Origin of the sequence: Bacillus sp. FSL W8-0640, from assembly GCF_038007725.1 — a bacterium.
GTDB lineage: Bacteria > Bacillota > Bacilli > Bacillales > Bacillaceae_G > Bacillus_A > Bacillus_A cereus.
On record NZ_JBBOXT010000001.1, the window covers coordinates 3,583,543 to 3,605,541 of the forward strand.

Consider the following 21,999-nt stretch of genomic DNA (forward strand, 5'->3'; position numbering starts at 1 on the left):
TCCTCTTACGCCTTCGCCTTATAAAGTAAATATAAGAAATACGGTACACCGACAATAGAAATAACGATTCCAACTGGTAACTCTACAGGTGTGAAAACTGTTTTTGCAATAAAGTCTGAGGCAATTACAAGAAACATTCCGATTACGCCGCACGTAGGAATTATATACTTATGTTGAATACCAACAAGTCTTTTCGCTATATGCGGTGCCATTAAGCCAATAAAACCGATACTCCCTGAAACAGCAACACATGCACTCACAAGCCCGATACTGCTTAATAATAAAATCGATTTCTCTCTTTCTACTGAAACACCTAAACTTGTAATACTCGTTTCTTCCAATTGGAATAAATCTAATAAATAAGCTTTCTTTTGTATAAGTGGAATTAAGATAATAAGCCATGGTAACATAGCCACAATATACTTCCAGTTCGCACTATATATGCTTCCAGACACCCACACTGCAGCCATCTCGAAATCAGTTGACTTCATTTTGAGTGATAAGTACATAGAAAAAGCTCCAAATCCCGATCCAATTGCAATCCCTGTTAATAAAAGTCGCTGCGAATCTAATTTACCGTTTTTCCAAGAAAACAGATAAATGATGATAGCTGCACCTAATCCACCTACTAAACCAAACATTGGCATCATCATAATAGAAACCCAGTCTGTGTTTTTTAATTGTCCTTGAAAGAAAAACATAAAAATGACAATCGCTGTTCCCGCTCCGGCATTTACTCCTAAAATACCTGGGTCCGCCAATCCATTTCTCGTAATCCCTTGAATAACAGCACCTGCAACACCAAGGCCTAATCCTACTAATCCAGCAATTACGATACGCGGAAGACGAAACTCAAAAATAACTAAATCATGTTCTGGTACTGGATCAATTCTAAAAAGTGTTTTAAATACATCTGTAATCGTAATGTCGAACGTACCATTTGTTAAACTAATATAGATAGCACATAGTATTAAAAATATAATAATCCCCATCGTCATTCCGAAACGTTGACTTGAACTTTTAAGCATGTCTCTCTCCTCCTCTAGTACGGATTAAATAAAGGAAGAAAGGAATTCCAATTAAGGAGGTAACGACTCCAATAGGTGTTTCAAATGGATAGTTTACAAATCTACTCAAAACGTCACATAACGCTAAGAAAACGCCACCAATAACACCTGCACATGGCAAAATCCACTTATAATCTACCCCAATTATAAAGCGGGTAATGTGCGGAATAATTAAACCTACAAAACCAACTTTCCCCACTAAAGCAACTGCTGTTCCTGTTAAAAAAATTACCGATAAAATTGCCATCGCTTTAACTAGTTTTGTACGCTGTCCTAAATTAATAGAAACCTCTTCGCCTAATGAAAGAATGGTAATAGATTTTGATATTAACAATGCTAAAATTATTCCAATTATCCCAAACGGTATCGTGATTTTAATTATATTAGGATCTACTTGATCTAACTTTGCATTAAACCAAAAACTAACATTTTGAGAAATTTGGAAATACGAAGCCATTGCAGCCGATACACTGCTTAAAAATGTTCCAATAACTGTTCCTATAATCGCTAACCTAACTGGTGATAAGCCATTTTGAAGGAGCGAACCAAAACCAAACACGATACCGGCTCCGAGTGCAGAACCAATCATTGAACATATAACCATACCAATTGATGACATTCCTGGAAGAAAAATTATACAAAGTGTAATAACAAAGGCAGCACCATCCGTCACACCCATAATAGAAGGGGATGCAAGATAGTTTCTTGTCATCCCCTGCATAAGTGCTCCTGATATGGCTAGAAATGCTCCGACTAAAAGAGCTGCAACTACCCTTGGTAAACGTGAAGTAATAATAATATTATGATTTACATCACTTGAATCAAAATGAAATAATGCGTTCCACACTGTTTCAGCATCAATACTTTTCGCCCCATACAAAATCGAAAGTATAACTGTAAATAAGATGAGTATGGGTGCTATACATAATATAGTTACTGGTACTGCATTTGTTTTCTGCATATCATTCAACGCACCTTACTTATTGTATTATTTAGATAAATTTTTCACTGCTTCTTTTAAGAAGGCAGTTTTACTCCAAGCAGTACCACCTTGCGCCATTGGATCTACAACGTTTACAAATACTTTCTTTTCCTTCGCAGCATTCATACTTTGCCAAATTGGATTACTTTCAATTTCTTCTAACACTTTTGGATTTTTATTTTCACTTGCCTCATATTGTAAGAAAATATAATCTGGGTTAAGTTCAGCAAGTTTTTCAAATGAAATTTTCTCTTGTGCTTTTACAGTTTTCAATTGTTCTGGAGCAGTTAGTCCAAGATCTTTATAAATTACAGGGTTGAAGTATACTCCTTCTGGATATAGGAATAATTCGTTTGCTCTTAGTCTAATGACAAGTACTTTTTTATCTTTTAACTTATCTCCTAGTTTTGCTTTTGCTTTTTCAGCGTCTGAATTGTAGTCTTTAATAATTTTTTCTGCTTTATCTTTTTTACCAGTTAATTCTCCCATTAACTTTAAGTTATCTTCCCAATTTGTTGAAACGTGTGATACCGGGAATGTAGGAGCTACTTTCGTAAACTTTTCAGCTGTTTCTGCTGGGAATTTCGTACTTGATGTAATCACATCTGGTTTTAATTGTAGTAATGTTTCGAAATTGGGTTGCATTTTCTCACCAACAGATTTCGCACCTTCTAACTCTTTTTCCAGGTATTTTGGTAGTTTACCACCTACAGTAATGGCACCAACTGGTTTAATTCCAAGTACTGCCGCATCTTCCATTGACTCTAAACTAGCTGTCGCAATTTTATCTACTTTTGCTGGCACTGTATATTCTTTACCTAAATATGTAATTTTTCGTTTTTCATCTTTTTTCGTTTCCGTAGCTTTTGTCTGTTGTTTTTGCTCGCCTGAAGTTTTATCCGCACTATTACATGCCGCTAAACCTACACTTAAAACGGTAACCATCCCTAAAGTAAATAATTTCTTGTTCATCTTTATATGTCTCCTCTCAAATTTTCAAACTATATTCTCAATAGAATTTAACTATATGAATCTTATTCCATATATATATTTCATTAGATTAATAATTTTATCCAGAACTCATTCACGTTCACTTCCCCTAGACTATAATTCTTTTACGTCTTCATCACTTGATAATCATTTTCACTGATAATGATTATCGTTACTAAGTATATATTTAATATGAAATTATTTCAAGAATGATTTGAAAAATTTTAACAAACTGAATTAAAAAAAGAAGTATCTCCCTAATATTAGGGAGATACTTCTTTTTTTAGAAATTTATATGTAATTCAACTGGACAATGGTCTGATCCCATCACTTCACTATTAATTTTCGCTTCTGTTATCTGGTCTTTCATTCTTTCCGAAACAACAAAATAATCTAAACGCCATCCGATATTTTCACCTTTGTAATCTTGCTCTTACATTTATGAATACATACATACGCACTTTATTCAGGTTATACTAATTTCAGAGGTGATGTTCTTTGCACAATGAAGGAGTTACATTAACAAATGAGTATTGGCAAGCAATTATTCATAACGATTCTTCCTATGATAGCAAATTCTTTTATGCTGTGAAATCAACTGGAATTTTTTGCAGGCCATCATGCAAATCAAGAATACCGAATAGAAACAATGTACGAATTTTTCATCATGCAGAGCAAGCATTAAGCGAAAACTTTCGCCCGTGCAAACGTTGTAAGCCAAATGGGATCACTTTACCTAATGAAGAGTGGGTAGAACAAATTAAAGACTATATCGAAAAGCATTATGACGAATCCTTAACTCTCGACATGCTTGCGGAAATGTGTCACGGTAGCCCTTTTCATTTACAGCGTACTTTCAAAAGAATAATAGGGCTAACTCCTATAGAATATATACAACAATTCAGGGTTCTTAAAGCAACCAAATACCTTTTACACACAAATCAATCTATTAAAGAAATTAGTACTGCTGTCGGGATAGAAAACCCAGAGTATTTCGCAACTTTATTTAAAAAGAAAACCGGATTTACTCCTACTGAATATCGAAAAAAGAACAAAATGAAAGAGGGATACGATAATGAATTCCTACAAAAATAATTATATATATTGGACGCTACTTACACATAAAAATTGGCGATTTCATATTGCTGCAACTGAAAATGGACTATGTTTCATTGGATCACAAGACGAAAACTTTGAAGAATTAAATATATGGGCTAGAAAAAAACTGCCCCAACATATATTGATTCATAGTCCAGATTACTTGCAAATATATACGCAAGAAGTTATCGAGTATTTAGAAAACAAGCGAGAAACTTTTACATTTCCTATCGATGCTTATGGAACTAATTTTCAATTATCTGTTTGGAATACGGTACGTGAAATTCCTTATGGAAAGACATATTCTTATACAGAAATTGCTGAAAAAATTCAAAAACCTAAAGCTGTGCGCGCCGTTGCTTCTGCTATTGCTGCTAACCCTCTCCTTATTACTATTCCTTGTCACCGTGTTATTGGGAAGAATGGGAAACTAACCGGATTTAGGGGTGGATTAGAAATGAAGAAAAAATTGCTTACATTAGAAAAGTTACAGGTGGAATTCATATGACAGCAGAATATAATAGCGCATTATCTATAGCAGTTCCAAAAGAATTTTGTTTCCAAGAAAATTTACGTTATCTATCACGTTCTAACAATGAATGTATGTTTCATATTGAAGATAACAAAATTTATAAAGTTATCCCTGTTCAAGATGTAAATCCTTTAGTTGAAATTAGTGTGAATACAGATGGCAATATTCAAATACGTTGTTTAGAAGAATCATATACATCTGAAAAATCGATACGTGAAGCTGTAGCTAACTATGTAAAAGAATGGTTTGATTTAACTACTGATTTAGCTCCCTTTTATACATTAGCTAAACATGATTTACTCCTTCAAGGACCAATTGAACAATATTATGGCCTTCGTAATTTAGGTATTCCAGACTTATTTGAGGCACTTTCCTGGGGAATTATCGGTCAACAAATTAACTTAACATATGCTTATACGCTAAAAAGAAGATTAGTTGAGCAATTTGGCAGTTATGTAGAATGGGACGGTAGAAAGCATTGGATATTCCCATTACCTGAAACAATTGCAAATCTACATGTAGAAGATCTCCAACAATTAAAAATGACGACTAGAAAATGTGAATATTTAATCGGTATTGCGAAGCTTATTACAGAGAGAAAACTATCAAAAGAGGATTTACTGCAAACACAAGATGTAAAGGTTGCTGAGAAACAATTAACCGCTATCCATGGTATAGGACCATGGACTGCCAACTATGTTTTAATGCGTTGTTTAAGATTTCCTTCAGCTTTTCCAATTGATGATGTTGGTCTGCATAATGCAATTAAATTTATAACAGGTTCCGAAAATAAACCGACTAAAAATGAAATAAAAGGTTTCGCGGCAAACTGGGCTAATTGGGAGTCTTATGCGACTTTTTATTTGTGGCGAGTACTATATTAAAAAGAACCAAGTAGCACATTCGTACTACTTGGTTCTTTTTTAAGCTTGCTCCTCAAAACGTCTTGCAATTTCCACAATAACTTGAACGGCTTTTTCCATAGTATCTACCGAAACATATTCAAATTTACCGTGATAGTTTTCACCACCAGTGAAAATATTCGGCGTCGGTAATCCCATATATGATAATTGTGATCCATCTGTGCCTCCGCGAATCGGATGAATATTTGGTTCAATGTCTAAACTTTTCATTGCTTCATATGCAATATCAACAATTTCTCTTACCGGTTCAATTTTTTCAAGCATGTTATAGTATTGATCATTCATTTCTAAAACGACTGCATCTTCGCCATACTTTTCTTGCATAGTCTTCACAATATTTTTAACGTTATTTTTACGCGCCTCAAAATTTTCACGATCAAAGTCTCGAATAATATAATACGCTTTACTTTGCTCAACATCACCATTTAAAGAAAGTAAATGATAGAATCCTTCATAGCCTTCTGTATATTCTGGCGCCTCTTCTACTGGTAAATACCCGTTAAACTCCATAGCTAGTTTAGTAGCATTGCGCATTTTATTTTTCGCTGTTCCAGGATGTGTATTCGTTCCGTTAAACGTTAACTTAGCACCTGCAGCATTAAAACTTTCATACTCTAAACCACCTAATGGACCTCCATCCATCGTATAAGCGAATGATGCACCAAACGCTTCTACATCAAAATGCGCTGGCCCACGACCAATTTCTTCATCCGGTGTAAATGCTACTCTTATTTTCCCGTGCTTAATTTGCGGATTATGTATTAAATGGTTCATTGCAACCATAATTTCTGTAAGACCAGCTTTATCATCTGCTCCTAGAAGTGTTGTACCATCAGTTGTAATAATGGTATGTCCTTTATATGATGGTAATTCCGGGAACTGCTCTGGTGTTAACACAACATTTAGCTCTTCATTTAACGTAATTGCATTACCATCAAAATTTTCATGAATTTGTGGTTTGACGTTTTTCCCTGTAAAGTCTGTTGCTGTATCTAAATGGGCTAAAAATCCAATTACAGGAACATCCTTGTCCGTATTAGCTGGAAGTGTTGCCATTACATAACCATTATCATCCATCGTTACTTCTGTTAAACCAATTTCTTTTAGCTCTTCCACTAATAACTTACCAAACTCAATTTGTCCTGGTGTTGTTGGTACTGTATGGCTTTCTTCATTTGATTGCGTATCAATTTTTACATATCTCGTAAATCTTTCAATAAGTTCTTGTTTCAAGTTCATTCACTCCCTTTTATGTTTCTCCCTCCATTATAATCCTTAAAACGAAATATTTTAACTTTTTTGAATGTGAAGATGTATATTTCATTTACATTGTTAACACTTTTACATATTTTACATAACAAAAAGAAAATTAGTGAACATATTTAAAGTACAGCTTAATACAAATAAATTCACCCTATTTACGACTCTCATCGCAAATAGGGTGTTTCTGTTTTTATCTCGCAATTTAAGAATATATACTACTCATTTACAATAAAAGTATATACATCATCATAAATACAGCCATTTACTTTAATCACATACTTCCCAGGTTTATTAAAACTAATTGTGTATTTATTTAACTGAATTGCTTCTTTATCTCCAGAAAGAATATCAATACTTCTGCCACTTAATACATACAATTCATTTAGATTCATCGTTACATCAATTGTATTGAAATTTTCCACTCTCACTTGCTGTGCTTCCGCAACGCTTACACTTGGTTCTAAAAACAGTAGTCCACTTAATCCAATCGTCCCCGCTAAAGCAACTCCCGCAAACTTTTTAATCTGTTTCATTACAATGACCTCCTTATAGATTTTGTGTAAAGGTGATGTCCTCCCTTACACCACAAAGCCTATATGTAATGAAATGAAAAGTAAACGGGGACTGTAAGACAAAATTCTACATCTTTTTCTCCTATTGAATATAAATCCAACGTTTGGAGTTTTGACACATTTAAAATTGTTTCCCTAAACCAATTTCTCCATAATTTATTCAAAGACTGAATAATTACTTATTTATTTAACATTCTAAAAATAGTTGATAAAGATGCTTTCTATTCAAAAAAAAAGACTTTGCTATAAAAGTAACTTTTACAACAAAATCCATGCAACTAATTTTATTCCTCTTTCCATAATCTCTCTACATTCATTAATTGTTCTTCTTTAAACTCCATCTTATATATATCCGGTTTTGACGTATTCATTAAAAATTCAAAACCATATTGTTTATCAAAATAGTTTATCATTAATGTCATGACAAGCCCATGTGTACCAATTACAATTTTGCATCCTTGAAAATCCATTAAGATTTCTTTTAATACTTTCACTACTCTTCTCTGGCAATCTGCATATGACTCTCCTTCCGTTCTTGCAAAGTCCGGATTAGAGAACATCTTCTGTACAAGTGGATACACCTCTTTGTCTGATATAACCTGATCCTCACTTGAAAACATACACTCTTTAAGATTTTCATATACTACTATTTCTTTTTCATGGAAATTAGCTGACTCCTCTATCGTTAGCACAGCCCGATTATAAGGACTTGAAATAAAAGTATCAATCCTCTCCGCTTTTAATATGTCAGTTACTCTACGGGCATCCATATGTCCCCTCTCAGTTAACCCGCGCATTCTTTCATTTCCTTCTAGTTTTGGTGATTCACCATGTCTAACCATATAAATATATGTGCTCATAATTTCTCCTTAAAATTTTTTATAAAGTGAAACTTTAATTAGCCCTTACTAATCGGGCTTTTACAGGAAAATAGCGAGATAAGTTAATAAATCACGTTCATTTATCCCATTTCAACACTTAGGCGTAATACTACAATACTTTATAAACTGTGCTGATTTGTTCGTCTAATCCATTCTCCTACTAAACTCTCAAATAATTCAGGCTGCTCAATTTGTAAATTATGCCCTGCCATATCTAACACTGCTAATGTTGCCCTTGGATATTCTTCAATAATTTCTATAATATTTTGATAACCTACTGATATATCTTGTCTTCCAGTCAGTAAAAGAACGGGATTTTCATATTTTTCATACTGAAAATCCATAGTAAGAGAGTAATTCTTTTGCAACCTTTCAATAAATTCATCATTAGCAACATCTAACCCAGGCTTAATTTCTTCTTTAAATCGCTTATATGTATATTCATTTGCTATTACAGCTAACTCACAAAATTCCTCTCTTTCTGTGGAAGTGAGCGTATTTAAAAATTCCTCATCTTGTACAATTACCTGTTTATCTAGAAGAATCCTTTTTTCTGGCTCCGCTACAACAACAGGACATACTAATAGTAATCCGCTAACTCTCTCAAACATCTTTGCAAGTATACCTTTAGCTAAATAGCCTCCATATGATTCTCCTACCAATAAAAATTTTTCAGTAGAAATGATTTCCTCAATAAATGTGATAAGCACTTCTACTATACGATCTGAACTATTTATCCAATTTGGAGCATTCGATTTTCCCATACCAGGTAAATCAATATATATTCGCTTATAACCTTCATACTTCTGAAATACTGATTCCATACATTTCATCATTAACCTATGGTCAGGGGAGCAGCCATGTATGATAATGACTGGTTTACCCTCTCCCACAATTTCATAGTATATTTCTGCATCTTTAATTCGATATATCATAAAAAAGCCTCCCTATTTAGTGGCAATACTATTCCACTCTGTAAGAATACACGTTCTTATTTTATATCCTTTCTCAACATTTTCACAAATGTTAATTTTCAGATTAAAAATAAAAATCTCACCAAAAAAAGATACACATCATTTTATATGCAATTTTGCATCTCCACTTACAAATCACTAAAAAAACTTTACAATTCAAAGGATGACTAAATATACAATTTCTATTTAAAGTCTTGATACAGTCTATACTATCAACCGCAATATTTTTTCAACCTTAAGAATACTTACACTCTTTAACACTTTCCTTATAAACATGATTTTTATAAGGAAATCTGATACAATTCTTAAATAATATTATTATGTATAGATATAACGAACATAGTGCATAATTAAAGAAGGTGATTTCATTGAAATTAAATAAAAATTTACAATTATGTATATTAATCGGAACATTAATATGCTATTCAATCTATTTTATGTTTTTCTATCTGTTCCCTACTCATTTTTCAAATTCAGATGTACGCTTCGCTTCACTTGTCGTTGAAGCCATTACATTTGTATCACTGATTTACTCTATATATTCTAAGAAAGTCAGTTCAAATCCGTTTTGGATATGTATTACAATAGCAATTGGTAGTTTTTTATTAGGAAAAATAGTATATACATATCAAGATAGCTTCTTCGAAATTCCAATACATCGTTTTACGGTTTCTGATGTATTTTACATGTTTTTTCTATTTTTCTGTCTTATCGCTTTCTGCTATAAAATCTTAAAGGAATGCAATAAATGGGAAAAAGCGTTCTTTATTTGTGATATATGCATAGTGCTTACTTCCATATTCACATTAGAATGGTATTTATTTAATCAACCAAATTTAAATATATTCGCTCTTTCACTAGGAGATGTTTTCCTTTCATTTTTATACCCAATTGCAGATTTATTATTTCTACTGCTAGGTGTTAGTCTCTTTTTCCGTCCAACAATTTTTAATTCCAAACGGAAAATTTATATCTTTATTTTTGTATTAATAAGTTCTGCAACTTTTAACTATATTTATTTTTACTTAAATAACCACTTATCAACTGAAACTATAATATTATTACGTCTTTTATATAGAATACCTATATTACTTATTGCAATAGCTGGCTCTATTTCAGAAGATCATAATAGCCATAAAAATTATTTCCTTGTAAACCCTATAATAGGAAAAAAAGCTTTAGTTGTATTTCCCTATCTTGCTGTTGCAATACTAATCGGGTTTACATTAAAAGAACAAACATCCTCTTCAACTCTCATTACAGGAAATTGTATTACTTTTATTTTCGTACTCATTCGTCATTCTATCGTACGTATGCAAAACAATTCCTTAACAAAACGTTTGCAGGCATTTAATGCCCAACTAGAAGAAAAAGTTACTTTACGGACTTCTGATTTAGTTCATAAATCAGAGGCTCTTTCTCAAAAACAGCAAAAGTTTAAATCATTATATGAATATCATCCTGACCCTATCTTCACCATTGATTTAAATGGAATATTCTTAAATGTAAATAAGGCTGGGAGTGTACTACTTGGGGCACCAACGGATGAGTTACTAGGTGAAACTTGTTTTTCGATCATTTTAGATGAAGATAAGCATAAGCTAGCATTGGCATTAGAAAAAGTGAAACAACAAGAATCGGCATTCTTACAACTTAGTTCTCAATATAAAGATGGCTTTACTTATTTTTTATACGTTACAATCATTCCTATTATAATAGACGGACAAATTTCAGGAAGCTATATTATGGTGAAAGATATTACTGCACTAAAAAAACAGCAAGAAGAAATAAAATATTTAGCATTCCATGACACTGTAACGAAAATTGGGAACCGTGCCTTTTTCCATAAGAAATTAAAGAGAGTTATAAAAAATGCTAAAATAACAGAAAGCGAGTTTGCATTATTATATTTAGATTTAGATCGCTTTAAAGCAATTAACGATACACTTGGACATTCATCAGGAGATTACATATTAGAAGAAGTAGCAAAGCGATTCCAATCATGTCTTCCATCACATACTCATCTTTCAAGAATCGGTGGCGATGAATTTACAATCATAATTGAAAACTATACTGACGAAGATTACTTATTCCAATTATGTAACCAATTATTTGAATGCATGAAAAAGTCATTTATCATACATGAGCATAAATTAACTTTATCACTGAGTATCGGCATCGCTATTTATCCACATTCCGGAATCGATACCGCTACACTTCTGAAAAACGCTAATGTTGCAATGTATGATGCAAAAGCAAAAGAGCTTAACTCTGTCTCTATTTATGACGATGTAATCGCTAAAAAAATTGAAAGACGATTACGATTAGAAAAAGATTTACCAAACGCACTACAAAATGAAGAATTGTTCCTTTTGTATCAACCTCAAGTTGATAGTGAATCTAATAAAATTATCGGTGCAGAAGCTTTAATTAGGTGGAATCATCCTGAATTAGGTATTATTTCTCCATACGAGTTTATTCCGATTGCAGAAGAAACACTACAAATTATTTCAATAGGAAAATGGACATTAGAGCAGGCTTGCAAGCAAATGAAACGTTGGCACGCACTCGGATATTCACATTTAAAAATAGGTGTAAATTTATCTGCTAAAGAATTTGAACAAGAAGATTTTGTAAAATCTATTTCTTCTACTTTAACAAATACAGGTTTACCAGCAAGCTCTCTTGATCTTGAATTAACAGAGCGAATTGCAATGATGGATGAGCGAGAAACATTGATAAAACTGCGTACACTAAAAAGTTTAGGGATTCACATTTCTATCGACGATTTTGGTACAGGTTATTCTTCGCTAGCCTACTTACCTTTGTATCCAATTGATACGTTAAAAATCCCGAGAGAATTTATTACAATGTCTGAAACATGTGATGATGGAATGGAAATTATTAAAACGATCATCACATTAGCAAATACATTAGGAATGTCTGTCATTGCTGAAGGTGTAGAAACGAAAGAGCACGTAAATTTCCTTCAAAAAAATAAATGTCAGTTTATTCAAGGTTATTATTACAGTAAACCTATTCATATTCATGCATTTACTGAGCTATTAGAAAACGGCATTCACCGATAGTACATAACTAATTAGAATAAATAATAATGAATTTGAACAAATATAGTAAAAAGGAAAGAAGATACCTTCTTTCCTTTTGTTTTTCTATTTACATTTCTATTACTCCACCACTTCATTTATTATATCTATTATTTGATGAATTCCCTCATCATTTGTTTTCTTATATCCATTCATGTTTTGAATATATTTCTCCTTATTTGTATACAACTTATTTACTGCATGTATAAATGTATTCGTACTTACTCTGTCTTGGAGTATAACTTCCGCATATCCTTGCCGTGAAAAATATTCAGCATTTAAAACTTGATCTCCCCTGCTGGAACTGTTAGTTAACGGGATAAGCAACATCGGTTTCTTCAAAAATAACAATTCAGAAATAGCAGTAGAACCCGCTCTGGAAACTACAACACTTGCCATATTTAGTATATGCGGCAACTCGTCGCCTATATATTCAAATTGCATATACCCCTCCATGCCAATAGATGGGTCTACCTTCCCTTTACCACATATATGAATAATATTAAAGTTTAATAGTATTGTATCTAAACATTCCCTTACCATATCATTTATCCACTTAGCACCTTGACTCCCACCCATAATTAATAATACTGGTTTATCTTGCTGAAATTCACAATATCTTCTTCCTCGTAATACGTTACCCTTCTCAATTTCTTCCCTTACAATTGGTCCTACATAAACCTTCTTCTCATTACTTACATTTTCTCCTGTCTGAGGAAATGTTGTGCATAGCTTTGTAGCAAAAGGTAATGCTATTTTATTGGCAAGTCCTAATGTGCTATCTGGTTCACGTATAATTATAGGCACACGATTTAACCATGCTCCTATAGCTACAGGAACTGAAACAAATCCTCCTGCTGAAAAGATAACGTCAGGCTTTGTTTTCTTAATTAATTTATAACTTTGTAAACAACCTCGTATAATTTTAAAAGGATCTTTAAAATTTTCCCAATCCCAATATCTCCTAAGCTTGCCCGTTGAAACACTATTGTATTTAACATTTTGCACTAATGATTTTTCAATTCCATTTTTGGATCCAATATACTCGACTCTCCAGCCTTTCTCTATAAATTTAGGAATTAATACAATATTAATCATAACGTGTCCGGCTGTACCGCCCCCAGTAAAAAGAATCGTTTTGCTCATAACTTATACCCACCTTTATTATTAAAAATCTAGCTTTATATTTACCTTTTAAATGTAAATAAAATTATTATTTTTTATATAAATCTTTAACTCCACCTCTATATCTTGTAAAAGATCTTTAATGAGTTCATAAAAATCATTTCCATACTCACTACACTCGTATTGAGCAAAGATTTGAATCACATATCTAGTTTCCGTCTCTAATGCTGACTTTATTTGATTAACCCTTTTTTCTTCTACATACGCTTGATATTTATGTATTGCCTCATAAAGACGCAATACATGCGCTTCTTCATCTCTCCAATCCAACGCATCAACAATTGAAAGAAATAGCGTATTTTGATTATCTATTATTTCATAATCATTCATATATTTCTTACACCCTTTTTTGTTTTTCATTGCATGCAGATGTCACTACACTTCGCATACTCAAGTACATCTTTTAATGATTGATGAAATTCAATTTCTGGGATCCAACCTAACCTTTTTATTTCCTCTATTGCTAAACTCTCATTTGAGTCGCTCCCACTTTTCTCTGTTTCCTCTATAAAAAAATTTAGCTGTGTTAATTCTTTATATTGTCCTAGTACATTTAACAAAGATCGTTTTACTCCTGATCCGATATTATATTGTTTTCCATTTATTCCATCTCGTAATAACACATGATACGCTTTAATCGCATCACGTACATCTAGAAAATCTCTACTATCTTTCAAACTGTTTACTTCAATAATGGCTTTACTTCTACCTGATTCTATATCTATCATTTTCTTTGCGAGAATCGAACAAATGCCATTCGATTCCCCTGGACCAATTAAGTTTGAGGGCTTTGCAATGATAATATTTGAATCCATTAATCCTCCCCAAGCCTCTGCAATAATAACTTGCATCGTTTTACTTAAACTATATGGATTTGAAATTTTTATTTCGTTCATACTATCTGCTTGCAAAGCAGATCCTATAACTAATGTTCTACAATGCGAGGCTTCTTGCTTAATTGCTTCTAATAAATATAATGTTCCTATTACATTAACCTCTATATATTCAAGGGCAGCTGTCCAAGATTCTATAACCGAATTCCTTCCTGCTAAATGCAATACGTAGTCTGGCTTTATTTGTTTCATTACCTTCATTACTTCGCTCTTATTAGTTAAATTACAAGTAATACCATTTCTAATTTTTTCTCCATATGCACGATTTTGAAACATAGGAATTACATGAAAGCCCTGCTGTAAAAAATAGTGGCAAGCATGGCGTCCTGTGAAACCATTTGCACCAGTTATTAAAAGGCTCGCATTTTTTTTCATCGCAAAAACCCTCCTTTTAATAGCATTTGTTTCACCTCATGTTTTGCAAGTAAATCTTGTTGAGAACTAAAACTCTTCACATCCACTAGAGGATAGCTTGAATAATATTGTTGAAGTCCTTGTATAGGAATAGTCGGTAGTACCACAAAATAATTTTGATCAAAACTTATACTTGTTTTACTCTCTACCTCAGATAGAAGCATTTCACTTAATTTTTCACCCGGTCTTATCCCTACCTCTTTTACCTTAACATTTTCTTTTCCGGAATCTTCAATTAATACTTCTGCTAAATCTGTTATTTTACATGCCGGCATTTTCATAACAAAGATTTCCCCGCCTCTACCTTGAGATACGGCTTTAAATAACAACCCAACAGCATCTTCAACTGTTAAGAAAAATCTAGTCATATTCGCATCGGTAATCTCTACTTGTGAAGATTTTTTAATTTGTTGTTTAAAAAGTGGTACTACACTTCCACTCGTTCCTAAAACATTTCCACCACGAACACAAATGAATTTTGTTTTCTTCGTTTGTATATTCGCATGAACCATTAATTTTTCACCAATTGCTTTTGTCATCCCATACGTATTTGATGGATCAGCTGCTTTATCAGTTGAAACATATATAACTTTTTCAACTTGCATCTGTATAGAGGCTTCAATTACATTTTGCGTACCATGTATATTGGTTTTTATAGCTTCATAAGGATAATACTCACATACTGGAACATGTTTTAAAGCTGCAAGATGGAACACATAATGTACACCTTGGCAAGCATAGACTAGTTGATCTTTATCACGAATATCTCCAATAATAAATTTTAACCTATCATCATTTATAAACTGTTGCTGCATTTCAAACTGAACCGTTTCATTTCTTGAAAAAATTCTAATTTCTTTCGGTGATTTTTCTAATAGTTGTTTTATAAGTTCATGCCCCCACGAACCTGTACCACCAGTAATTAAAATTATTTTATTTAACATTCTTCTTCCTCCTACGAAACATCTCAATTTAAATAATATTTATTGAATTATTTTCAATTGATTCAAATCATAATCGTCGTTTGTTACATTTAATTGACAAAATAAAAAAACAGAAACTATTAAACGTAGTTTCTGTTTTTCATTTCATCTCACAACAGTAAGATTTTTTATACTGTTTGCATGATAAATAAATTCCTTGTAAAAAAACACCGCTCATTTATTTCTTATACTCGTAATAAAATAAATAGAATGATTCATAGCCAATAATCATATTTAAATTTATGAAAAAGGGAGGTAACGGAATGGACCGAAGCAATTCAAATCATACATATAACGGACCTTCCAAAGCACTGCCTCTCTCCCTATTCGACGTAAAAAATGAATTGAAACAAAAAAGCAAACTTATTCCTTCTGACACCATGTATAAATTAACGAAAGAAGAACAACTCATCATCAACAAAATAAAAATACAAACAGAACAACTAAATAAAAATAATGTTACAAGAACACGCGCATACTACCAATTTTACATTCAATATCCAGAAATACATTGGGCACTGCTTGGGCATATGGTATCACGTAACGGCGGTTGGAATATGACTGATTTAAAGGGCGATTTATATACGAGAATTTTATCAGAGAAAGATCAATTCATATTTTTTTCTTTTTTAGAAAGAGGGAATTGGCTTATTTTCCAAGATGTATACCCTCAATTTTTACTTTACGAACAAAGTGTAAAGAGATCACAAAAGTTATTTCACCTTCTCCCTCACCTAAATGTTTCTACATTTATGGAAACGATGTGGAACCATTTTTGGAAAACAGGTAACAAAAAAACTTTAGCAATTGCAACTATTATTAATGAACAAAACTACTTAGAAAAAAGAGTAATTCAAAATGTACAATTTAAAAAGACTGTACTAAATAGTATTGGATTTAAACTCTTTGATTTCTTTCAGTTTAATCATATCCTTTTCCCATTCTACGAAAATGATAAGAAACAAAAAGTATTACTATTTGGTGATACAATGAAACATTTCACTTCCTTACATGAACGGATATTAATTGGAAAAAGATTGTACTCATTATTATTTCGAGATACACATGTTTTATCTCAAATAATAAGCTGGGCTCAACACCATCCACATACAGGATCTAGGAAAGATTACTGGCCCCATTTATTTTCAAGTGTAAATGAATCTTTTTCCCGTGAGTTTTATAAGCGCCGAATTAAGAAATGCCAGTTACGAAATGGCGCTTATCGTATATACAGCCCTGCACTCATCTATGCATGGCGAGATATGAAGCATGAAGAAGTTGACAGTGAAGATTGGTTTACCGATTGGCAAGTTGTAAATTACTTAGTTGATAAGGAGGAAAATATAAATGGACAAATTACAGAAGACTACTGCAAAACACTCGAAAAAATTGAAATCGCCATTCTCGCAAAGAAAAATGTCCTCCTCCGAGAAGAAGAATGAGTTTCTAGCATTAGTAGTTACAATCTTTCTCTCTTCTATTATTGCAACTTGCTTAGATGCCTTTTTTGTTCATAAACAAATATATTCCTTTCCGGCTAGGCCCTTCTCATCCACATTTTCGGTTAATATAGCTTTTACATTGTTCGTACTGCCGATTTTAACAGTTATCTTTATACACATTTCAAAAAAATTATCTAAAGTTTCTAGAATTTCATTTATTATTTCAATCGGTATTTGTGCTAGCCTTTTTGAACAGATTGCTGAAAGTTTAGGTTTATTTGTACATAGTGCGAATTGGAACCATACATATTCTTTATTTGGTTATATAATTTTTCATTCTTTTATTTGGAACGTATATAATTGGATAAAAAAATAAAGAGACCATTATAGGTCTCTTCTTAAGCATACTCTTCCGTTATTACTAATGGTGTCAATGTTTGAAGGCTTTTAGAGCGTAAACGATAGGCAACGACTTTCTTCTTATATTGCTTAATGACATCAACATGTTCCTCATAGCTATATAGCGAAAATCTAATCTCTTTACTCCCTTTCTTCGTATCAATGACTATTGGTGTCCCTTCTCCGTGCGGTGGGAAATAATGTTTATCTAAAAACAACGCCTCATTAAATTCATGAATAACTTGTAGTTTCATTTCTCCCTCTATATTTTTTCCATCTATCGATATAGAAGTATTTTCCGCCTCAAGCTTTTGATGCAATTCAAATCTACTAATAATTGATTCTACAACAGAAGTGGGCATGCTAGAAACTAATACTTTAATAGCTCCAAAAACAAATAATGTAACTATAAACCATGTTGTCATTGTTATCATCTCCATTACATTTAAAAAATAAATTTCGTTCCATACGGTATTAGTATACTAATAAGTATTCCAGTTACAATCATCGTTACCGAACCGATAGTCGCTTCTTTCTCGCCTTCTTTCACTAAACGACTCACACCGATAATATGTGATGCACAGCCCATTCCAACTCCTTTTCCAATCGTACTTGTTATACGGAAAAACTTAAGTACTGTTGGTCCGATCATAGCACCTGTTATTCCTGCAACAACTACAAAACTAGAAGTCATAGATGGAATACCACCAATTTGATCCGCTATTGAAAGGGCAATTGGCATTGTCGCTACCTGTGGTAAAGTAGTTAATATAAGTTCCTTATCTATATTTAAAATTCCGCCAATCACTACATTCATGCTCGTTACAGCCACTATACCTATCACTACTCCGATTAGTATCGATGAAAAATTTTTCATCAGTATCTTTCGCTCTTTAAATAGAGGTATGGCCAATGCTACAATTGCAGGGCTCAATAAGCTTGAAAGAATGTTTCCCCCATTTTCCCTATACTCATGATGAGAAATACCAAAAATCAAAAATAAACAAATCATAATTGCCGTAACTGTTAACACTGGTAACGTAAATGCAAACGTAAATTTTTTATATAGCTTTGTCGCCAAGAAATAAATTGCTACAGTAATAATAATTAAGACCATTTGAATCGTGCACCTTGTCGATTTTATTTTTTTGATGTGACTAATAATTGACTTATATACCCTGAAACAATCAAAGTTACTACAGTACTTGCAACTACTAAAAGGAATATAATACTTCCCTTACTGAAAAGAAAAGACCCGTATTCCATGAGCCCTATTGTCGAAGGGATTAAAAATAACGGTAAAAATACGATTAACTTTTCCAAACCTAACTCAAACCATTTTAACGGTAAAACGCGAGTGGAAAGGAGCAGGAACAGTATTAACATCCCTATTAAATTCCCCGGTATTGATAGATGGAATATTTCCTGAATCCACGTACCCACTAGGCTAAATACATATAGCACGCCTACTTGAAGTAAAAGCGTCACGTACTTCATTTCTTTCCCTCATTTCACTATCACACATCCATATTATGAAATCTCATTTAGCGTGTCGGCAAACCGTTTAATTCCAAGTTGAATTTGTTCTATATTCGCTCTACCAAACGTAAATCGTATATATTCATTTTTCGAACCTAAAACACTGCCCGGAACAAATGCGACACCATTCCGTATAGATTCACCTAATAAGTGATATTCATCAAACTTTCCTGTTACTTTACACCATACATGTATTCCACCCTCTGGCACGAAACATTCAACTCGTTCTCCCAATGTTCCTTCAAGCTCTGCAATTAATTCATCTCTTCTTTGCTTCAATTGTCCACGAAGTATCGTAATATGTGTATGGAAATCCTTTGATTCTAAAAATTGATTTGCTACCCACTGCGTAAATACACTATGGCCAAAATCAACTTGTTGCTTTGCATCTGCTAAACGCTCAATTACGCGTGTAGGACCAATTACCCATCCAATACGTAATCCTGATGCAACAATTTTTGATAGTGAACTTATATAAAGAACATTTCCATTTTGGTCCATTGATTTTAATGTTGGGTTCACTTCTCCATTAAAAGAGATTAAACTATACGGATCATCTTCTACAATTGGTATACCGAACTCAGAAGACAGTTCTAAAATTTTTTTACGTCTCGCTAATGAAAGCACAGTACCCGTCGGATTCTGATAATCTGGATTCAAAAATACCATACGAATGCGATGCTTTTTGTGCAAATCGATTAAGTCATCTGGATTCATTCCATGCTCATCAACAGGTAAATGAAATATGTTTAAACCGGCCGATTTAAACATTGGAAGCGAAAAACAATACGAAGGATCTTCAATCGCAATCGCATCGCCAGGTTTTAATAAACATTGAACGATAAGATTAAGCGCCTGTTGTGCTCCAGATGTAATAAGAATAGAGCTTGAATCTGCTTCAATTTGTTTATATTGCTGAACATGTGCTGCAATTGTTTTTCTCAACATCTCATTTCCAAGTGGATGGTCATAGCCGAGATTTTCCATAAATGTTTTCTCCGACAAAATTGTTCGAAATCTGTCACTTGGAATTAATTCTGGTGACAGTTCACCACTTGCTAAATTAATTAAATCATCTTTTTGTGTTTCCGTTCGAATTTGTTGAACGAGTGGTACGTTAGGTAAGAACGATCCATCCTCCACGTACCTACCCCAGTTCGGTATTCGTTTATGTGAGACACCCCATATGTCTGTATTGACCCGTGTTCCGCTTCCCTTTTGCCGTTCTACTACTCCAAGTGATTTTAATTCTTCATACGCAGCTACTATTGTACTCCGGTTCACCTGTAATTCCTTTGCTAACATACGCTCAGAAGGTAACTTACTATCAGAAGGAAATTCGCCTGAAGAAATGCCTCTTTCAATATAATCTGCAATTTGTTTATATACAGGTGTCTTATCTGCACGATTTGGTTTCCATTCCATATAGTTCCCTCCTTTCAAAACGAACTATCCTCATTTTTTACTAACAGTATTCACCGTAAAAATAGTATTAATTAGTCACATTTTCTTATCCGTAAATGGATATATCCAAAATGGTTCTCTTTCTGATTACTCAATAGCTTCTGAAATTCCAACTTCATACTCTCATTTCAGTTCTTTTACAAACTATTAAATCATTACCGCATACCATGTTACCCCAACTAGTAGAACAAAAAGAAGAAGAATATAGATTGCAGATAAGTTTTTCACATTTCTTTTTGTAGACTTACCGTAATTCTCCTCCACGTTTCTTGCAACTAGTACAGTCCCAAATAGCGATACAATTACAATAATAACGACTAGTGAAATTGCAAAACTCATTGTCTTTTCACCTCTCTAAGACCCATCTATTTTAATTAAAGAACTTACATAAAAACCTTCCTCTTTAAAACGTTGATAACATACTACCTTTCTTCTCTTATCATAATAGATGTTTGCAAAAAGCGGACCAACCACTTTCGTGTTTTTTTGCTCATCCACTTAAAAAATAAAAAGCAACTGATCACTTAGGACCAGTTGCTTTTTTCACACAATAATTTTTCATCTAAAATTAATTCGATTTAAAAGTTTCGCCTTTTCATAATGAAACATCGACTGAGATAACTCAAAAATTGTTCCATTTACAAGATACACTGTATTTTCAATAAGAAGCGCCGGATCACCTTCATTTAATTCTAAAAGCTGTGCATTTTCTTTATTTACTTTTTCACAACTAATAACTTTATCAGCAAAACCAATATTTAATCGTAAATCTTCAATGAAATAACTGTATACAGAGCTTAATGCTATTTCTTCGTTCAAATATGGAATAATATCCTTTTTGAAATAACTTACTTCAATAGAGAATGGTTTAGCATCTACAATTCTTAAGCGCTTCAAAAAATACAACCTAGTTCCAGCTTCGCATTGCATCTGCTTTGCTATCTCTTCGTCCGCATCTATTACTTCAAGCTCTAACACTTTCGTTTCAATATTTTGTGAAACAAGATTTTTCGTTAATCCACGTAAACTTCCTAAATTAATGTAATCTGTTACAGAAGTTTCGCGTAAAAACATGCCACTACCTTGCACTTGAAAAATATAACCTCTATTCACAAGCTGACTAATTACTTTACGTATCGTATTACGGCTTACTTCAAATCGATTCATCAACGCTTCTTCTGTAGGTAGTTTTTTCGTTTCATTAAAAAGCCCATCTCGAATGTTTTGCTCTAACACATCTGCAATTTGTTTATACTTTGCACTCATACACTTTCTCCTAAAATACTCTTTT

At 32.9% G+C, this 21,999-nt stretch carries 23 protein-coding genes and 1 pseudogene; 6 read left to right on the forward strand and 18 right to left on the reverse strand.

Going from position 1 to position 21,999, the window contains the following annotated elements; all coding sequences use genetic code 11:
• Nucleotides 1-5: 5 nt before the first annotated feature.
• The 4 genes and pseudogenes from N2V80_RS18410 to N2V80_RS18425 all read right to left on the reverse strand — a co-directional run.
• Entirely contained in the window at nucleotides 6-1,028 is a 1,023-nt protein-coding gene (locus N2V80_RS18410; protein ID WP_061655408.1) for a FecCD family ABC transporter permease, read from the reverse strand.
• The gene (locus N2V80_RS18415) at nucleotides 1,021-2,028 is read right to left on the reverse strand and encodes a FecCD family ABC transporter permease (protein ID WP_001173051.1); all 1,008 of its coding nucleotides are present in this window, start codon (nucleotides 2,026-2,028) and stop codon (nucleotides 1,021-1,023) included. The genes N2V80_RS18410 and N2V80_RS18415 overlap by 8 nt, the downstream gene beginning before the upstream one ends.
• Nucleotides 2,029-2,055: 27 nt before the next feature.
• Nucleotides 2,056-3,021 (reverse strand): iron-hydroxamate ABC transporter substrate-binding protein, encoded by a 966-nt coding sequence (locus N2V80_RS18420; protein ID WP_001035506.1) that lies wholly within the window; start codon nucleotides 3,019-3,021, stop codon nucleotides 2,056-2,058.
• 301 nt (nucleotides 3,022-3,322) lie between these two features.
• A pseudogene (locus N2V80_RS18425) lies at nucleotides 3,323-3,460 on the reverse strand (exodeoxyribonuclease III); the annotation flags it as partial.
• Between the two features lie 77 nt (nucleotides 3,461-3,537).
• Between N2V80_RS18425 and N2V80_RS18430 the strand changes: the two are divergent.
• The 3 genes from N2V80_RS18430 to N2V80_RS18440 are packed head-to-tail and all read left to right on the forward strand — an operon-like array spanning nucleotide 3,538 to nucleotide 5,553.
• Nucleotides 3,538-4,134, forward strand: a complete 597-nt coding sequence (locus N2V80_RS18430) for a bifunctional transcriptional activator/DNA repair enzyme AdaA (RefSeq protein ID WP_061655409.1) — start codon at nucleotides 3,538-3,540, stop codon at nucleotides 4,132-4,134.
• Nucleotides 4,115-4,645 carry a methylated-DNA--[protein]-cysteine S-methyltransferase gene (locus tag N2V80_RS18435; protein WP_001089838.1) on the forward strand — a complete coding sequence of 177 codons (531 nt, stop codon included), beginning with the start codon at nucleotides 4,115-4,117 and terminating at the stop codon, nucleotides 4,643-4,645. The genes N2V80_RS18430 and N2V80_RS18435 overlap by 20 nt, the downstream gene beginning before the upstream one ends.
• Nucleotides 4,642-5,553, forward strand: coding sequence for a DNA-3-methyladenine glycosylase 2 (locus tag N2V80_RS18440; RefSeq protein WP_061655410.1), 912 nt, complete (start codon nucleotides 4,642-4,644; stop codon nucleotides 5,551-5,553). Before N2V80_RS18435 ends, N2V80_RS18440 begins: the two co-directional genes overlap by 4 nt.
• Before the next feature lie 39 nt (nucleotides 5,554-5,592).
• On the opposite strand, the gene pepT is transcribed toward N2V80_RS18440, so the two are convergent.
• The 4 genes from pepT to N2V80_RS18460 form a co-directional block, all read right to left on the reverse strand.
• On the reverse strand, nucleotides 5,593-6,825 hold the full coding sequence (gene pepT / locus N2V80_RS18445; protein ID WP_000807014.1) for a peptidase T: 1,233 nt from the start codon (nucleotides 6,823-6,825) through the stop codon (nucleotides 5,593-5,595).
• Nucleotides 6,826-7,070: 245 nt separating this feature from the next.
• Nucleotides 7,071-7,388 (reverse strand): hypothetical protein, encoded by a 318-nt coding sequence (locus tag N2V80_RS18450; RefSeq protein WP_000809497.1) that lies wholly within the window; start codon nucleotides 7,386-7,388, stop codon nucleotides 7,071-7,073.
• 323 nt (nucleotides 7,389-7,711) lie between these two features.
• The gene (locus N2V80_RS18455; RefSeq protein WP_000109183.1) at nucleotides 7,712-8,287 is read right to left on the reverse strand and encodes a histidine phosphatase family protein; all 576 of its coding nucleotides are present in this window, start codon (nucleotides 8,285-8,287) and stop codon (nucleotides 7,712-7,714) included.
• 140 nt (nucleotides 8,288-8,427) lie between these two features.
• A complete protein-coding gene (locus tag N2V80_RS18460) occupies nucleotides 8,428-9,243 on the reverse strand; it encodes an alpha/beta fold hydrolase (RefSeq protein WP_061655411.1) in 816 nt (271 codons plus the stop codon).
• 407 nt (nucleotides 9,244-9,650) lie between these two features.
• Here N2V80_RS18460 and N2V80_RS18465 point away from each other — a divergent pair, with 407 nt between their 5' ends.
• On the forward strand, nucleotides 9,651-12,371 hold the full coding sequence (locus N2V80_RS18465) for a putative bifunctional diguanylate cyclase/phosphodiesterase (RefSeq protein ID WP_000773555.1): 2,721 nt from the start codon (nucleotides 9,651-9,653) through the stop codon (nucleotides 12,369-12,371).
• Nucleotides 12,372-12,470: 99 nt separating this feature from the next.
• On the opposite strand, the gene N2V80_RS18470 is transcribed toward N2V80_RS18465, so the two are convergent.
• The 4 genes from N2V80_RS18470 to N2V80_RS18485 are packed head-to-tail and all read right to left on the reverse strand — an operon-like array spanning nucleotide 12,471 to nucleotide 15,825.
• Nucleotides 12,471-13,535, reverse strand: a complete 1,065-nt coding sequence (locus N2V80_RS18470; protein ID WP_016111208.1) for an undecaprenyldiphospho-muramoylpentapeptide beta-N-acetylglucosaminyltransferase — start codon at nucleotides 13,533-13,535, stop codon at nucleotides 12,471-12,473.
• Nucleotides 13,536-13,583: 48 nt separating this feature from the next.
• Nucleotides 13,584-13,934 (reverse strand): DUF6572 domain-containing protein, encoded by a 351-nt coding sequence (locus N2V80_RS18475; RefSeq protein WP_002101267.1) that lies wholly within the window; start codon nucleotides 13,932-13,934, stop codon nucleotides 13,584-13,586.
• A complete protein-coding gene (locus N2V80_RS18480) occupies nucleotides 13,931-14,842 on the reverse strand; it encodes an NAD-dependent epimerase/dehydratase family protein (protein ID WP_061655412.1) in 912 nt (303 codons plus the stop codon). Before N2V80_RS18480 ends, N2V80_RS18475 begins: the two co-directional genes overlap by 4 nt.
• Entirely contained in the window at nucleotides 14,839-15,825 is a 987-nt protein-coding gene (locus N2V80_RS18485; protein WP_061655413.1) for a UDP-N-acetylglucosamine 4,6-dehydratase family protein, read from the reverse strand. Before N2V80_RS18485 ends, N2V80_RS18480 begins: the two co-directional genes overlap by 4 nt.
• A gap of 302 nt (nucleotides 15,826-16,127) precedes the next feature.
• Here N2V80_RS18485 and N2V80_RS18490 point away from each other — a divergent pair, with 302 nt between their 5' ends.
• Complete coding sequence (locus tag N2V80_RS18490; protein ID WP_000376162.1) at nucleotides 16,128-17,306, forward strand: DUF2515 domain-containing protein; 1,179 nt, start codon at nucleotides 16,128-16,130, stop codon at nucleotides 17,304-17,306.
• Complete coding sequence (locus N2V80_RS18495; protein ID WP_033667178.1) at nucleotides 17,281-17,682, forward strand: CBO0543 family protein; 402 nt, start codon at nucleotides 17,281-17,283, stop codon at nucleotides 17,680-17,682. The genes N2V80_RS18490 and N2V80_RS18495 overlap by 26 nt, the downstream gene beginning before the upstream one ends.
• A gap of 22 nt (nucleotides 17,683-17,704) precedes the next feature.
• Here the strand turns inward: N2V80_RS18495 and N2V80_RS18500 are convergent, their stop codons facing one another.
• The 6 genes from N2V80_RS18500 to N2V80_RS18525 all read right to left on the reverse strand — a co-directional run bounded on the left by N2V80_RS18500 (nucleotide 17,705) and on the right by N2V80_RS18525 (nucleotide 21,974).
• Nucleotides 17,705-18,130, reverse strand: coding sequence for a YfmQ family protein (locus tag N2V80_RS18500; protein WP_000214645.1), 426 nt, complete (start codon nucleotides 18,128-18,130; stop codon nucleotides 17,705-17,707).
• 20 nt (nucleotides 18,131-18,150) lie between these two features.
• The gene (locus tag N2V80_RS18505; protein ID WP_000242946.1) at nucleotides 18,151-18,822 is read right to left on the reverse strand and encodes an LrgB family protein; all 672 of its coding nucleotides are present in this window, start codon (nucleotides 18,820-18,822) and stop codon (nucleotides 18,151-18,153) included.
• Nucleotides 18,823-18,845: 23 nt separating this feature from the next.
• The gene (locus N2V80_RS18510; protein ID WP_061654846.1) at nucleotides 18,846-19,202 is read right to left on the reverse strand and encodes a CidA/LrgA family holin-like protein; all 357 of its coding nucleotides are present in this window, start codon (nucleotides 19,200-19,202) and stop codon (nucleotides 18,846-18,848) included.
• A gap of 33 nt (nucleotides 19,203-19,235) precedes the next feature.
• Nucleotides 19,236-20,669, reverse strand: a complete 1,434-nt coding sequence (gene pdxR / locus N2V80_RS18515; RefSeq protein WP_000454966.1) for a MocR-like pyridoxine biosynthesis transcription factor PdxR — start codon at nucleotides 20,667-20,669, stop codon at nucleotides 19,236-19,238.
• A gap of 186 nt (nucleotides 20,670-20,855) precedes the next feature.
• Nucleotides 20,856-21,047, reverse strand: a complete 192-nt coding sequence (locus N2V80_RS18520; protein WP_000006459.1) for a hypothetical protein — start codon at nucleotides 21,045-21,047, stop codon at nucleotides 20,856-20,858.
• Between the two features lie 219 nt (nucleotides 21,048-21,266).
• On the reverse strand, nucleotides 21,267-21,974 hold the full coding sequence (locus N2V80_RS18525) for a GntR family transcriptional regulator (protein WP_061654845.1): 708 nt from the start codon (nucleotides 21,972-21,974) through the stop codon (nucleotides 21,267-21,269).
• Nucleotides 21,975-21,999 lie beyond the last annotated feature (25 nt).